Source organism: Pseudomonas sp. WSY_20 (assembly GCF_043104335.1).
Lineage (GTDB): Bacteria > Pseudomonadota > Gammaproteobacteria > Pseudomonadales > Pseudomonadaceae > Aquipseudomonas > Aquipseudomonas parafulva_B.
On record NZ_JBICKP010000008.1, the window covers coordinates 1 to 14,419 of the forward strand.

The window sequence follows — 14,419 nt, forward strand, 5'->3', positions numbered from 1 at the left end:
AGAGCAAGAGCACTACAACTGCAACTGCAACTGCAACTGCAACTGCAACTGCAACTGCAACTGCAATACTTATAGAGCGAGAAGTCTACCGGAATATTTAGCAGCCGACATCTTTACCGACTATAAAAGTGCTAGTTTACTCAACCAGGTTTGCCCGGTGTGCTTCTAGGCCCCAGAACTTCATACAAAACCCAGGATCACCCCGCAGGCCGCGCCGGCACCCGTAAGACCACCCTCAACCCATCACTTCGGCTATCGAACTTCAGGCTGCCTGCACAGCGCTGCACGATTGCCTGGACAATGGCCAGGCCAAGCCCGCAGCCGCTGCTCTGACCATGACGCCAGAAGCGCTCGGTCAGGTGCCCGAGGTCGGCCTCGGCGATGCCCGGCCCGTGATCGCGCACCATGAAGCCCACCTGCCCTTCAGCTGCCTGTACCTCCAGCTCCACCGCCTCGTCACCGCCATGGCGCAGGGCGTTGTCCAGCAGGTTGCGCAGCGCCGCCACCGCTAGCGGTGCGGGCATGCTCAGGTAGACCAGGGCAGCCTCGGGCGGCAAGTTCAGGACGATCCTGCGGTTGTCACCACCCCCGGCGTCCTGCACCGCCTGACGCGCGACTTGCTCGGCACTGCACTGCACACCGTCGTCGAACGACAAGCTACCCTCGACCCGTGCCAGCATGAGCAATTGCTCCAGGGTCCGGTGCATGCGATCGGCACCCTGTTCGGCATGTTCGAGCGCTTGTTCGCGCACCGCGCCCTCGGTCATGCGGGCGACCTGCAGGTGGGTCTTGATGGCTGTCAGCGGGCTGCGCAGTTCATGGGCGGCATCGTCGGTCAGGCGTCGCTCGCGCTCGATGGTCTGGGCAATGCGCACGAACAGCTGGTTCTGGGTTTCCAGCAACGGCTGGAGCTCACTGGGCATGCCCGCCACCTGCAACGGCTCGACACTGTCGGGGCGCCTGCGGCGCAGGGCATCGCGCATGCGATTGAGCGGTTCAAGGCCCTTTCCCAGCCCGATCCAGAGCAAGCCCAGGCTGCCCAGCAAGGCCATCAGCACCGGCGCCGAGGCAGCGAGCAGGATGGACTGATTCAGGGCTTCGCGCTCCATGCGCCGGTCGGCCGTGGTGATGCGCACATCGCCATGGTTGTAAGTAAAGGTGCGCCATGAGGCATCGTCGATGGTCTGGTCACGAAAACCACTGCGCCCGTCATCCATGACGCCATCGTGCTTGTGGTTGCTGGCCAGGATTTCCCCGCGCAGCGAGCTGACCTGGCAGGCCATGCCGTCCGGTACGCTCAACTGGTCGGCCGCGTAGTGGGTACCTTCGCCCTTGACGCTGAGCGGCTGGGGCAGTTGGTCGATCAGGCCGGCCACCATGCGTGCAGATGCCACCAGGCGCTGGTCGAGGGAGAACATCATCTGCTGGCGCAGGTCGCGCAGCATCCAGGCGGCAGCCAGCGCCCAAATGATCACGAAAGCGCTGCCCAGGATCAGGCTCAAACGCACACGTAGGCTCATGTTGGCGTCTCGGTTGGCGCATTGGCAGGGCCCAGGCGATAGCCTAGCCCGCGCACGGTCTCGACGATGCCGTTGCCCAGCTTGCGGCGCAGGTGATGGATATGCACGTTCAGCGCATTGCTTTCCACTTCGTCGTTGAAACCGTACACGCAGTCCTTCAACTGCTCGCTGGACAGCACGCGCCCGGCGTTCTGCAACAGGGCCTGGAGCAAGGCTTGCTCACGACGGGACAGGTCCACGGGTTTGCCGGCCAGGGTCGCCTCGCAGCTGCTGGGGTCGTAACGCAGCGGGCCATGCTCGATCACGTTCACCGCACGGCCGGCGACACGGCGCAGCAGGGTGTGCAGGCGCGCGGCCAGTTCGCGCAGGTCGAACGGCTTGAGCAGATAGTCGTCGGCCCCCGCTTGCAGGCCGTCGACCCGGTCAGTGACCGCATCACGGGCGGTGAGCACCAGCACTGGCAAGGTCTCGCCTTGCTGACGCAGGCGGCGCAGCAGCTTCAGGCCGTCCTCGTCGGGCAGGCCAAGGTCGAGGATCATCACATCGAACTGCGCGGCCTGAAGCATGGCTCGGGCGCCGGCGGCATTGCCCACCCGGTCGACGGTCAGGCCCTGTACGGCAAGGCCTGCACAGATGCCGGCAGCGATGAGGTCGTCGTCCTCGCAAAGCAGAACGTGCATGGATGGGGCTCCCGCAATGGTGTAACCGACATTGCAGCGTGAATGGATTAAGGGGGAATTATGGACGCAGGCACAGGGTTTGGGGAAAAGGATTGGGCGGGGATACGTGCAGATTGCCTGACGGTCAACGAGCGGTCTTGCAAGAGCGCCGGACCATGCGGTGCTTAACTTTGTGGGGTCAACTGTCATGCACCCCATCTGGAGCCTAGCGGCTTCCCGTGTGGGAGCGGCCCTTGTGCCGCGATGGGCCGCAAGGCGGCCCCGGCACTATAAGCTGCGAAGCTTAAACCTTAAAACAGCGCACTCCCCCCATGACCGATCCAGCCAGGCCCTTTTTACAGAGATCGCTATCTTACAGATACAGCGCAGCACAACGTGCCCCACCCTGCTCAACGCCCTGAAAAGCCCAGCGCCTGAGGCGTATCCACATCCATCAGCACCCCGGCATCTGACACCTCGATCACCGTGCAACTGGCGCGGTTGGCATGCACCACTGCTCTGGCGCCTTCGTCACCGGTCAGCCCTAACAGCGCCGGCCAGAACGCGCGCCCGAAGATCACAGGGTGACCTTGCTGCCCTGCATGACGCGCCAGCACGATGGTCGAAGCCTGGGCGGCCTCGGCCAAGTGCCTGAGGGTCGCGGCCTCAATCCACGGCATGTCCCCCAGCAGGATGGCCACCGCCTGCGCATCGCTGTCAGCCAGGGCGGCGACGCCTGCCGCCAGGCTGTGGCCCATGCCCGAAGCCGCCTGGGCACTGACCACCCAACCACAGGCGGTACCCAGGTCGAAGTCCTCGCGGCCCTCGTCCTCGCGCACCACGACCCGCACATCCTCGAACACTGCCTCGGCCCGTTGTACACACTGGGCCAACAGGCCGCGCCCGTCGGGCAGCAAGGCCCGGCGCTTGTCGGCACCGAAGCGCCTGCTGCGCCCAGCGGCCAACACCAGCGCCGCCACCTTCACAAGGCGGCTCGGTCGAGGCCGTTGCGCACCCGCAGTACATCTGCCAACACCGCCAAAGCGATCTCGGCCGGTGTCTTGCTGCCCAGGTTGAGGCCAATGGGCGCATGGATACGGTCCAGCGCATCGGCATTCAGGCCGCCGATGCGTTGCAGCCGCTCGCGGCGCTTATCGGAAGTGGCACGCGAACCCATCACGCCAATGTAGAACGCCGCGGTGCGCACGGCCTCGAGCATGGCCAGGTCGTCGATCTTGGGGTCGTGGGTGAGCGCGACCACGGCGGTGTCGGCATGACAACCGCCATTGAAGATGAATTCCGAAGGCAGCTCGCGGCGTATCTCGATACCGTCGATCTGCACCCCGTCGAGCACCTCTTCACGCGGCTCGCACAGCACCACTTCAAACCCCATGGCTTTGGCGAATTCGGCGCAGTACTGGGCAACACTGGAATACCCCGCCAGCAGCAGCCGCTGGGCGGCACCCACGCGCAGGTGCACGCAGTCGCCGTCACGGTGCACACGCGGCCCTTGACCGGCAGCGTCCGCCAGCCCCTGGATGCCGCTGGGCACCTTCACCTGGCGCAGCACCCGACGCTGGCCCAGCAGCGCGCTTTCCAGCTGGCGCAGATGGTCTTGCACCTGGCAACTGGACGGCAGGCTTTCCACCAGCACGTCCAGCACGCCGCCACAGGGCAAGCTGACCCGCGAGCGCGGGTCGCTGCCATCGCCGTAGCGCACGATGGCAGCCGGTTGCACGAACTCGCCCAGGGCCACGCGTTCAAGAAAATCGTCTTCAACGCAGCCGCCGGACAACGACCCCAGCCACTGCCCCTGGTCGTTGACTGCCAGCAACGAGCCCGGCGCGCGGGGCGCCGAGCCGTAAGTGGCGAGCACGGTGCACAACCACACCGCCTGACCTGTGCTGGACCACTGCAACGCCTGACGAATCACCTGTAGATCGAGATGCTGCACGCTTTACTCCGCTTTCAGCTCGGCCAGCTGTTGTTCACTGAGATCACCGGGCAGCCCGCCCCATGCCTGACGCAGGTAGTTGACCATGTCGGTCACCTGGCGTTCATCGAGCTTATCAGCGAACCCTGGCATCGGCTGCATGCGCTCGAAGCCGGTGAACTGCTGTTCGCGGATCCCGTCGAGTATCACCTTGACCAGGTTGCGCGAATCGGCCTGGCGCAGCACCGTATTGCCCTGCATCGCCACGGCGATGTGCGGCTTGCCCTGGCCTTCCACGCCATGGCAACCGGCGCACACGTTCAGGTACTGCTGGCGGCCGCGCTGGGCACTGTCGCTCATCTGCGCCAGCGGCACGGGCGCGATCACCTTGGCCGCCGGGGGGTTGTCGCCCAGCAGGTAAGTGGCCATGGCGGCAAGGTCGGCGTCTTCCAGGTGCTGAGTGCTCAGGTGCACCACCGGGAACATCTCATTGAACATGCTGCCCTGGGCGCTGATCCCGTGCTTGAGGAACGTGGTGAGGTCCGGTTGCGACCAGCCGCGCTCGGCCAGGTCGGTGGCCAGCAGGCTTGGGGCGAGGTAGCCGTTGAGCAGACCGCCACTCAGGCGCAGGTCCTGCTGCAAGGCGCCGACCGCGTTGCGCGGGGTGTGGCACTCGCCGCAGTGCCCCATGACCTCGACCAGGTACTGGCCACGCTGCCAGGCGCGGCTGCTGCCTTCGACAGGCTGGGCCTGCACGCTCTTGCCGTACAGCATGTTCCAGCCGCTCAGACCCAGGCGCACGTTGAACGGAAAGCGCAGGGCCGTCTGTGGTGCCGGGCGATGGACCGGGGCGATGGTCTTGAGGTAGGCGAAGATTGCATCGGAGTCTTCACGCCGCATCAGGTGATACGAGGTATAGGGCATGGCCGGATACAGGTTGGCGCCGTCCTTGCGCTTGCCTTGGGTAACGGCCGCGAAGAACTCCTCGGCGCTGTAGTTGCCGATGCCGTACTGCTTGTCGGGGGTGATGTTGGTGCCGTAGATGGTGCCAAACGGCGAATGAATCGGCAGGCCCCCGGCAAACGGCGCCCCGCCCTCGGCCGTGTGGCACGCCATGCAGTCGGCAGCCCGGGCCAGGTACTGGCCGCGCTTGAGCTGGGCGTCATCACTGGCCAGCGCCGAGCACGTTGCGGCAAGGCCGAACGCCAGCGCCAGGGCGCTACGGAAAAAGCCCATGCTCAACCCTCCTTCACCAGGCCGAGGTCATCGAGCACCGTGCGCGTGGCCTGGTAGTAACGCACATAGCCGGTGCAACGGCAGATATGGTGGCCAAGGCTGGCTTCGATACGTGCTTGCACCTCGCTCTTTTTCAGCGGTTGGCGCTGGGCGGTTTCCACCAGCACCGTGGCGGCGTTGACGAAGCCTGGTGCGCAGTAGCTGCACTGGAACGCGAACAGGTCGACGAACTTCTGCTGGATCGGGTTCAACGTAAGGTTGCCGGCCTCGTCCTGCTGGGCGTGGCCCTCGATGGTACGGACCTTCTTGCCTTCGAAGTAATGGGCGCCGGTGATACAGGTGCGCACTTCTTCGCTGGTACCGTCGGGGTTGTCGACGATCACCACGCAGGCGTGGCAGATACCCTGCCCGCAACCCAGACGCGAGCCGGTGAGGTTCTGGTGCTCGTGCAGGTAGTCGATCATTGCCAGGTCGTCAGGGACCTGGACCGGGCCGACCGGTTGACCGTTGAGGGTCAGTTGCAGTGGACGGTTAGCCATTGAGGGCCTCCTGGATACGGGCTGGGGTAATGGGAAGATCGCGTACGCGCTTGCCGATGGCATGGGCCACGGCATTGCCGATGGCACCGACGATCGGGATCATCACCACCTCGGCGATGCCTTTGGACGGGTCGGTGGGTGAAAGCGGCGGGAGGATCTCGCTGCTTTGCGTCCATACCGCCACATCACGCGCGTGCGGCAGGCGGTAGCGGTTGAAGTTCCAGTCGCCCTCCCCCGGCCCGCCTTCGTACAACGGCATTTCCTCGGTCAGCGCATGGCCGATGCCCATGGCAATGCCGCCTTCGAGCTGGCCCTTGACCAGTTCAGGCACCAACACGCGGCCGCATTCGACCCAACTGTGGTGATCGAGCACCTGCACCTGGTGCGTGCCCTTGTTCACCTTGACCTCCACCAGGGTGGCGACCGGGCTGTAATAGGTGACCATGGCGTTGTTCAACTGAGTATCGGGGTAGGCGGGGTTCTGACGGTCGAGCAGGTGGTAGCCGCTGCTGGTCATCTGCGCCTTCTTGGCATTAGCGGCGCCGTCGCCGTACTTCACGGCCAACGCGTCGAGCGGGAAACGTTCACGCACGCCGTCGATGACGAAGTCGGACTCAGCCCAGCTCCAGCGGTTGAAGCCGTGCACGCTCACGCCTGTCACCAGGCCCATGGCATGGGCCTTTTCGGCCAGCTGCGCAAAGGGAATAGGCGCCAGGCCGTTGCCGGTCAGCTCACCGTTGACCCACACAGCGTTTTCCCGACGCACCACCAACGGGTTGGCCTGGCCGCCATGCGGGCCCTGGGTCCAGATAGCCATGGCAGCAGGCCATAGGCCGTGATTGAACAACGCGCGAGCTGCCTCGCGAGTGGCATGGCTGAAGTAGAACGCCGAGTTGGTCGCCGACGAGGGTGAGGCCAGTTTGCCAACCCAGCGCGGGTTACGCAGGGCGGCATCCTGTTCGGCCTGGCTGATCAGGTACGGGTTGCCGCTGGTGGACAGTTGCAGCTCGGGCCACTCGGTGACGGCCGTGAGCACGTCGTCGGCCGAACGGCCCAGGAAATCGCTGACCACCAGCGCCTGGGAGGTGGACATGCCGGTGCCCAGCTCGGTGCCGATGTGGCGCAGGCTGATGCGCCCGTCGCGGCTGAACTCGATGCTGGCCATCGGCGCTTCGGCGCCGGTGCCGAAGTCTTTCTGGCAGATGGCAAAGCCGGTGCCGTACCAGTGATCCGGGTCGCTGGCCTCGCGCCGTTGCTTGCGGGCATCACGTTCACGCCAGCCTTCGTGCTGAGCCGCCTTGTCGAGGATCTCGTGCAGGCGCAATGCACCGGCTGGCACCGCACCCTGGGTGTTCTTCATGCCCGACTTCAGGGCATTGTTGCGCCGCAGGTCGATGGCATCGACGCCCAGGCGGCCGGCCACTTCGTCGACCATCATCTCGGTGGCGGCCATGCTTTGCAGGGTGCCGTAACCGCGCATGGAACCGGCTTCCACTGCCCGCGAATGATAGGCAGTGACTGCCAGATCGTTCTGCGGCATGTAGTAGATCGACTGGGCAGCGGTCGCGCCCACGGCGGCGACGGAGGGGCTGTAGTTGATGCGACCGCCGCCGTCACAGCTCATGTCGGCACGGAAGATCTTGAAGCTGTTGTCCTTCTTGTCCACCGCCAGTTGGTAGCGGATGTCGAAGGCGTGGCGCTTGATGCCGCTCTGGAATTGCTCGTAGCGGTCGTTGGCCAGGCGCACCGGCACGCCCTCGCCGTACAGCGCCGCCACGGCAGCGTAGAAGACGAAGATGTTGTTGTCCTTGGAGCCGTAGCCAACGGTGTAGCCTGGGTGCATGTTCAAGTGCTTGAGGCCAAAGCGTGACGGCTTGATCATGTGCACGCATTCCTGCGCGGCCTCGAACGGGCACTGGGTCGCCACGACGAAATGCAGGGTGCCGCTGGCCACGTCGAACCAGCCGTTGCCGTTGTCTGGCTCCAAGGCCGCCGGCTCGATGGAGGGGGTCTTAAAGCGCTCGTCGAAGACCAGCCAGTCCTCGGGTGGGTTGGCCAGCTGTTCGGCCATGCGGTTGGCGTAGAACAGGCCCTGCTGGGTCAGGTCGCCGTGTTGGTTGGGCGACTTGGACCATACCGGCTTGCGGTTGAGGATGGTGGGAAACAGCGGCGAATCCTTCAGGCTGGAGAATTCGTCCTCGTCGAACGGGGTGGCACCGCCTACCCGCACGAAGCGGAAACTGCCGTAGGGGTCACGCTGGTACAACGGCGCCTGGGCACCGTAGCGAATCACCTGGTCGTTGAATTGCAGCAGGCGCTTGGCCTGACGGAAGCGCTCGAAGTCGTGCCAGATCAGCAGCGCCACCGGATGGCCGATGAACATCGGTACCTTGCCAGGGGGCAAGAGTGGGTCTGGCGAATGCGCCTCGGGCCAGGCTATGCCGTCGCGCTCCAGGTCGGCAGCGGTGACGATGCGGTCCGGCTGCAACTCGGCACCCAGCACGCTGAGGTCGTGGCCTTCGTAGAGGCGGTCGGCCTTGGTGGCCTTGAGCAACAGTGCATGGCCTTGCTGCGCAGGCCAGCCGGGCATGTCCTTGGCACGAATGTCACGGGCGAAGACCTTGTTGCCACAGACTTTCGACAACGCGTCGTTACGAAAGCGCGCCTTGCCATCATGGTTCATCCATTTGAGCGGCGAGGCGGTAACCCGGTCCTCCATCAGCGCGGCGAACGCCTGGCTGCCAAGCGGCGCCATCGTCACGCCGACGCCAGCGATCAGGCCGCCTTGCAGGAAGGCGCGCCGGGAAATATCACGGTTGGACATGCTTGATCCTCTGGGCAGCAGGGGGTGCTGCCCATGTGTTCTTAATTCTTGTGCAGGGGTCGAGGGGGTCGAAACCCTGTCGTGCAGGTCAGGAAAAACTGACTTGATTGTCAACTTTACCGCATTGACACCACCACAAGCAAAGTCAAGCTGACATTGTGTCGCGGTATTTCTTCGAACCCTGATGTCAGCGGTCTTGCGTGAACCTAATCCCGCGTTAACAGTGTGTTAATCGCTCCTCGCCAGCATGGCCCCATTCCACGATCTGCCAAGGCAAACTCATGCGCGTTCTTTTGCTGTTACTGATGGTGCTGCTGGCTGGCCCAGCGCAGGCCAACCCATTCGCCACCAAGCCTGACTTTCTGCCCGTCGAACAGGCTTTCGTGCTGACCCATGACCGTCAGGCCGACGGCTCTACCCGCCTGTATTTCCTGATTCAGCCGGGCTACTACCTGTACCAGAAACGCCTGAAGTTCGACGGGCTGCCCAAGGCCCAGCATCCACCCCTGCCTGCGGGCATCAATCACCACGACGAATTTTTCGGCGACAGTACCGTCTACCGCGAACAGCTTGAGCTGACAGTGCCGCCCGGCGCGCAGGGGCAGTTGCGTCTTGGCTGGCAAGGCTGCGCCGATGCGGGCCTGTGCTACCCCCCGCAGACGACGCTGATCGACCTGGGCGGCGAAGCCTCGGTCGCCGCCCTGGAAGCTGAACAGGCCAGCGATCAGGCGTTGGCCAGCGGCCTGCAGCACGGCAACCTGGCCTGGGGCCTGCTGGCCTTTTTCGGCCTGGGCCTGCTGCTGGCCTTTACGCCCTGTTCGTTGCCGATGCTGCCAATTCTCGCCGGGCTGGTGCTGGGCAATGGTGCCAGTGCACGGCGCGGCTGGCTGCTGGCTGGCACTTACGTGCTGAGCATGGCCCTGGTGTATGCCGCCTTGGGTGTGGTGGCCGCGCTACTGGGCGCCAGCTTGCAGGCCTGGTTGCAACAGCCCTGGTTGCTGGGCAGCCTGGCCGCGTTGTTCGTGTTGTTGGCCCTGCCCATGTTCGGCGCCTTCGAACTGCAATTGCCCGCCGCCCTGCGCGACCGGCTGGACCGCGCCGGTCAGGGCACGCGCGGTGGCAATCTGTATGGCGCCGCGTTGCTGGGCGTGTTGTCCGGGCTGCTGCTGGGCCCCTGCATGACCGCGCCGCTGGCCGGGGCTTTGTTGTATATCGCCCAGAGCGGCGACGTGCTCCAGGGGGCGCTGGTGCTGTTCAGCCTGGGGCTGGGCATGGGGGTACCGCTGCTGCTGATCGTGACCCTGGGCAATCGCTTTCTGCCACGCCCTGGCGCCTGGATGAACCTGGTCAAAGGCATCTTCGGCTTCGTGTTCCTGGCCATGGCGCTGTACACGGTGCGCAGCCTGCTGCCAGCCAGCTTGCTGTTGGCCCTGAGCGGGGCCTGGCTGATCGCACTGGGCTGGACCGCCTGGCCTGCGTTGCAGCGCCTTCCGGCGCTGCGCATTGCGCCGTTGCTGGCGACCTTGTGGGGCGGCCTGCTGTTGATCGGGGCCGCTGCCGGCGGCAGTGACCTGTGGCAACCGCTGCGCCCCTTTGCGGGTGGGACGGCAGTCGCCACCGCCTCGCCTGCCCACGATGCCTTCGTCACCGTGAGCACGCCCGAGGCGTTGCAACGGGAACTGGACGCGGCCAAAAGCCGTAACCAGTGGGTACTGCTCGATTACTACGCCGACTGGTGTGTGGCGTGCAAGGTCATGGAAAAGCAGGTGTTCAGCCGCAGCGACGTCCAGGCCGAACTGGCCGGCGTGCACCTGCTGCGCCTGGACGTGACCACCGATACGCCGGCCAGCAAGGCGCTGTTGCAGCGTTACCAGGTGCCTGGTCCGCCTACCCTGATCTGGCTTGGGCCAGAAGGCCAGGAGCGGCGGGCAAGGCGCATCACCGGAGAAGTGGATGCCGCCGCCTTCGTGCAACAGTGGACCCTTACCCGGAGCCAGGGCTGATGCTGACCGTGACCCTGGGACCACTGACCATGGCCCTGAACCATCTGGTGCTGCTGTGTGCCCTGGGCATCGCCAGCGTGGTTGGCTGGTGGGTGGCAAGGCGTGGCGGCGAGAGCCCCGAGTCCGCGCTGTTCAATCTGTTTCTGATCGGCCTGTTGTGCGCGCGGATCGGTTTTGTCGTGGCGTACTGGTCGATGTACCGAGGCGATCTGCTCCAGGTCATCGATATCCGCGACGGCGGTTTTCTGCTCTGGCCTGGGCTTGTGGGCATCAGCCTGGCCGCTGTGTGGCAAGGCTGGCGGCGCCCTGGCCTGCGCAGGCCATTGGGCTGGGCGCTGTTCAGCGGCGCCTTGTTCTGGGGGTTGGCCAGCTTTGGTAGCCATCTGTACAGCAAGGGGACCGAACTGCCTGCGATCACCCTACGCGACGCTGCAGGCGAGTCGGTGGCGTTGCAAAGCTATCGGGGCAAGCCGCTGGTGATCAATATCTGGGCAACCTGGTGCCCGCCCTGCCGTCGGGAAATGCCTGTGCTGCAACAGGCGCAAGGCGAGTATCCCCATGTGACGTTCCTGTTCGTCAACCAGGGCGAGACACCTGAAAACGTCAGCACGTTCCTGGCCACCACCGGCTTGAGCCTGACCCACGTGCTGTTCGACGGCACTGGCCTGCTGGCCCAGCGCGTCGGCTCCATGGCCCTGCCTACCACCCTGTTCTACGACGAGGGCGGCCGCCTGCTCGGCAGCCACTTGGGCGAGCTGTCGCGCGCCAGCCTGCGTCACGCCCTGGAATCCTACGAACGGGCCACCACGCCCGAACCTGCCGCACAAGGACATTGACCATGCGACTGCCTGCACTCCTCCCGCTCACCGTTTGCTTGCTTGCCAGCCCTGCCCTGTATGCCGAAGACCTGCCCAAGGCGGTCCAGCAATTGCAAAGCAAGGGCGCCGTGATCAAGGGCAGCTTCGATGCGCCCAACGGCCTGCGCGGCTATGCCGCCGAGTATCAGAACAACCCCCTGGCCTTGTACCTCACTCCTGACGGCAAGCACGTGCTGGTGGGCAGCCTGTTCGACGAACAGGGCCAGGACCTGAGCGCCGCTCCATTGGAGAAGCTGGTGTACGGCCCCATGACCCAGGCGTTCTGGCAAAAGATGGAAAAGTCTGCCTGGATCGCCGACGGCAAGGCTGATGCACCGCGCAAGGTCTACCTGTTCAGCGACCCCAACTGCCCGTATTGCAACATGTTCTGGGAGCAGGCCCGGCCATGGGTGGAATCGGGTAAGGTGCAGCTGCGCCACATCATGGTCGGTATCATCCGTGAGGACAGCCCAGGTAAGTCGGCAGCACTGCTGGCCGCGAAGGACCCCGCCAAGGCCCTGCAGCAGCACGAGAAAGCCGGCCGGGCGAGCACCCTCAAGGCTTTGGACAAAGTGCCAGACGACGTGCAGCAGAAGCTCGCCGCCAACATGGCCCTGATGCAGGAGATGGGGCTGCAGGCCACACCTGCGATCTTCTATCAGGACAGGGAAGGCAAGGTGCATAGCCAGCAAGGGGCGCCACGGCCGGAAATGCTAGGGACGATTTTGGGTAAGCGGTAACGGGGCATGAGCGCGGGATCGGCTTGGCGCGGTAGTCGATCCCTCATCGGCACAGACCAGAGCCCAAGCCTCGTTCGAGATTTTGCACCGCTTCGCTATCATAGGATTACTTTCCGTTGAGGGCTGAGGAATCTAAAAAAAACCCTTTCGACGGCAGCGCAATGACCGGGTTTCTAAGAACTTCGTACAGAGCCTAGAAACGAGAAATTGGATTGGGTACTTGAAGATTTGTACCCGCCCGATTATCGAGGCCATTAAGCGCTGCGCAAGCTGGGCCGATTGCAGCTTCACCTAGTATTTATGTCAGTTGTCGTGCGGCAGTCGTGTTGAGAAACTGGTGACCTATCTATCTGCCCACACAGGGTTTCTAAAATGATACTAAGTACTGACACTAAGTTGATGTTTTACCAGAACGGTAAGCTAATGACAGTGCGAGGAGACCGAAGCACACGCACCGCCTTCCGTGCGGGTCATCAACCTTTGGCAGAGACAAGCACTGACATTCAGTGCCATCCACTCCTGCTATTCACGGATGGGAAGGGTTCAGCACTTACAACAAAGAGCAGTCAACAATCAGAATCTCATGCACATTCCCCCTACGGACACACATCACCACCATCACGAACACTGACAAACTTCAACGGCGAAAACTTAGAACTACATACGCAATGTTACTTACTGGGTAATGGATACCGCGCTTTCAGCCCCTCTCTAATGCGATTCATATCACCTGATAGCTGGAGTCCTTTTGGGGCAAGCGGAATTAATGTCTATATGTATTGCGCAGGCGATCCGGTCAATCACACAGACAGCTCCGGACATATAAAGTTTTGGTTTGCGAGAACAAATAAATCTAACGGGATTATTATTCGCGCTCTTGTCGATGCGGCGAAAACCCATCAATCAATTTCAAGGGCCCTAGTGTCTCCTAACTTCAGCTCACCACCAACTTATGATCAAGCCAAAATTATGCAGGAAGCAACCGCTATAACTAACCACTTTAATTCATTAGTAAAAGACGCTAGAGAGAGAAGCAAAGCTATTCCTACAGATCACCCTATTAACGGTTCGCGGCCTCCTCAGTATACGCCCAGACCTTACGGGGATCAGAGGACTTTGGACCTGACCTTGAGACACATAGATACGACATCACCGCTTAGTCACATCGAATATGAAGCTCAATTGGAATCGCTGGCCGCGGCCTCGTTTGCAGCCGGCATCGACACACATGGCCTGCCCCTTCCCGGCCGCGACACAGACACAGTGTTCGCACAAGATTCCCTTTACCAAAATTTAGTCCAAGCTTCGATTGCCTTGAAATTTCGGCGGTGGAAAACATTTTATCTTGAGAGCCACTTGTCATCTGTGCGATCTAATTAACTACACACCCACTGCATGAGAGCTGCCAACCGTACTAACCGCAACAGATTTGGGTGCCGCAAGCATGCCATCCGTGATGAGTTCAGGGAACAGCTCGAAATCGTTCCGATGCAGATCTGTGTGATCAAGCACATCCGTAAGATTTACGGTTGCCGTGACTTCGAAGCCGCACCAGTGACAGTCGATAAGCCAGCTCAATTGATCCAGAAGAGCTTGGCCAGCTTCAGCGTACTGGCCATGCTGCTGACCACTAAAGTACATCGATGGTCTACCCCTTCATTGTGACCACAAGGTACTGGGCCGCCAGGGCATCGATATTCCAAGGCACACGTTGGCGCGTTGAGTCATCCAGTGCAGGAACACTTCCAGCCGCTGCTGAACGTGATGCGCGACAGTTTGCTGGCCAGCCAGGTCATCGACTGCGACGAAACCCGTATTCAGGTATCGGAAGAGTCTGACAGTGAGCCACGCAGTCAACACTGGATGTAGGTACAAACGGGTGGCCTGCCAGGCAGGGGCCTGGCTGCGCCACGCACTGGAACAGCTAACGCATGCGTCGACAGTTGGTGACTACGAATCGCTGTTGCCGTGGAACTGTGAGCCCGTAATGCCACGATCTACTGAAACCTCACCTTGCGGGCAGGTGGGGTTCATGGACCGGCGCAGTGAACACGCTTGAGAAAGGTGAAGACGGCAGCTTGCGAGGCCCCCTTGAGCCGCGACCCGAG

General features: G+C 62.8%; 12 protein-coding genes and 1 pseudogene. 6 read left to right on the forward strand and 7 right to left on the reverse strand.

From position 1 onward, the window contains the following. Positions 1-197: 197 nt before the first annotated feature. The 7 genes from ACF8E5_RS00550 to ACF8E5_RS00580 all read right to left on the reverse strand — a co-directional run bounded on the left by ACF8E5_RS00550 (position 198) and on the right by ACF8E5_RS00580 (position 8,711). A complete protein-coding gene (locus ACF8E5_RS00550; RefSeq protein WP_196186618.1) occupies positions 198-1,520 on the reverse strand; it encodes an ATP-binding protein in 1,323 nt (440 codons plus the stop codon). Next, a complete protein-coding gene (locus ACF8E5_RS00555) occupies positions 1,517-2,200 on the reverse strand; it encodes a response regulator (protein WP_392474750.1) in 684 nt (227 codons plus the stop codon). Before ACF8E5_RS00555 ends, ACF8E5_RS00550 begins: the two co-directional genes overlap by 4 nt. 389 nt (positions 2,201-2,589) lie before the next feature. Beyond that, the gene (locus ACF8E5_RS00560) at positions 2,590-3,165 is read right to left on the reverse strand and encodes an NTP transferase domain-containing protein (RefSeq protein ID WP_058638444.1); all 576 of its coding nucleotides are present in this window, start codon (positions 3,163-3,165) and stop codon (positions 2,590-2,592) included. Then, positions 3,162-4,133, reverse strand: a complete 972-nt coding sequence (locus ACF8E5_RS00565; protein ID WP_145256674.1) for an XdhC family protein — start codon at positions 4,131-4,133, stop codon at positions 3,162-3,164. The genes ACF8E5_RS00560 and ACF8E5_RS00565 overlap by 4 nt, the downstream gene beginning before the upstream one ends. A gap of 3 nt (positions 4,134-4,136) precedes the next feature. Further along, positions 4,137-5,348: a cytochrome c gene (locus ACF8E5_RS00570; protein ID WP_078478839.1), complete on the reverse strand. Its 1,212-nt coding sequence runs from the start codon at positions 5,346-5,348 to the stop codon at positions 4,137-4,139. A gap of 2 nt (positions 5,349-5,350) precedes the next feature. Next, entirely contained in the window at positions 5,351-5,887 is a 537-nt protein-coding gene (locus ACF8E5_RS00575) for a (2Fe-2S)-binding protein (protein WP_023535868.1), read from the reverse strand. After that, entirely contained in the window at positions 5,880-8,711 is a 2,832-nt protein-coding gene (locus tag ACF8E5_RS00580; protein ID WP_182140689.1) for a xanthine dehydrogenase family protein molybdopterin-binding subunit, read from the reverse strand. Before ACF8E5_RS00580 ends, ACF8E5_RS00575 begins: the two co-directional genes overlap by 8 nt. A 281-nt stretch (positions 8,712-8,992) precedes the next feature. Here ACF8E5_RS00580 and dsbD point away from each other — a divergent pair, with 281 nt between their 5' ends. From dsbD to ACF8E5_RS00610, 6 genes and pseudogenes are all read left to right on the forward strand, one after another. Continuing rightward, complete coding sequence (gene dsbD, locus ACF8E5_RS00585; RefSeq protein WP_392474751.1) at positions 8,993-10,714, forward strand: protein-disulfide reductase DsbD; 1,722 nt, start codon at positions 8,993-8,995, stop codon at positions 10,712-10,714. After that, the gene (locus ACF8E5_RS00590; RefSeq protein WP_058638438.1) at positions 10,714-11,550 is read left to right on the forward strand and encodes a TlpA disulfide reductase family protein; all 837 of its coding nucleotides are present in this window, start codon (positions 10,714-10,716) and stop codon (positions 11,548-11,550) included. Before dsbD ends, ACF8E5_RS00590 begins: the two co-directional genes overlap by 1 nt. Before the next feature lie 2 nt (positions 11,551-11,552). Then, positions 11,553-12,311, forward strand: coding sequence for a thiol:disulfide interchange protein DsbG (dsbG, locus tag ACF8E5_RS00595; RefSeq protein ID WP_058638437.1), 759 nt, complete (start codon positions 11,553-11,555; stop codon positions 12,309-12,311). A 423-nt stretch (positions 12,312-12,734) separates the two neighbouring features. Next, a complete protein-coding gene (locus ACF8E5_RS00600) occupies positions 12,735-13,691 on the forward strand; it encodes an RHS repeat-associated core domain-containing protein (RefSeq protein ID WP_326384031.1) in 957 nt (318 codons plus the stop codon). Between the two features lie 15 nt (positions 13,692-13,706). Then, a complete protein-coding gene (locus ACF8E5_RS00605) occupies positions 13,707-13,976 on the forward strand; it encodes an IS66 family transposase zinc-finger binding domain-containing protein (RefSeq protein WP_256675192.1) in 270 nt (89 codons plus the stop codon). A 33-nt stretch (positions 13,977-14,009) separates the two neighbouring features. Continuing rightward, positions 14,010-14,180, forward strand: a pseudogene (locus tag ACF8E5_RS00610) (transposase); the annotation flags it as partial. Positions 14,181-14,419: the final 239 nt, after the last annotated feature.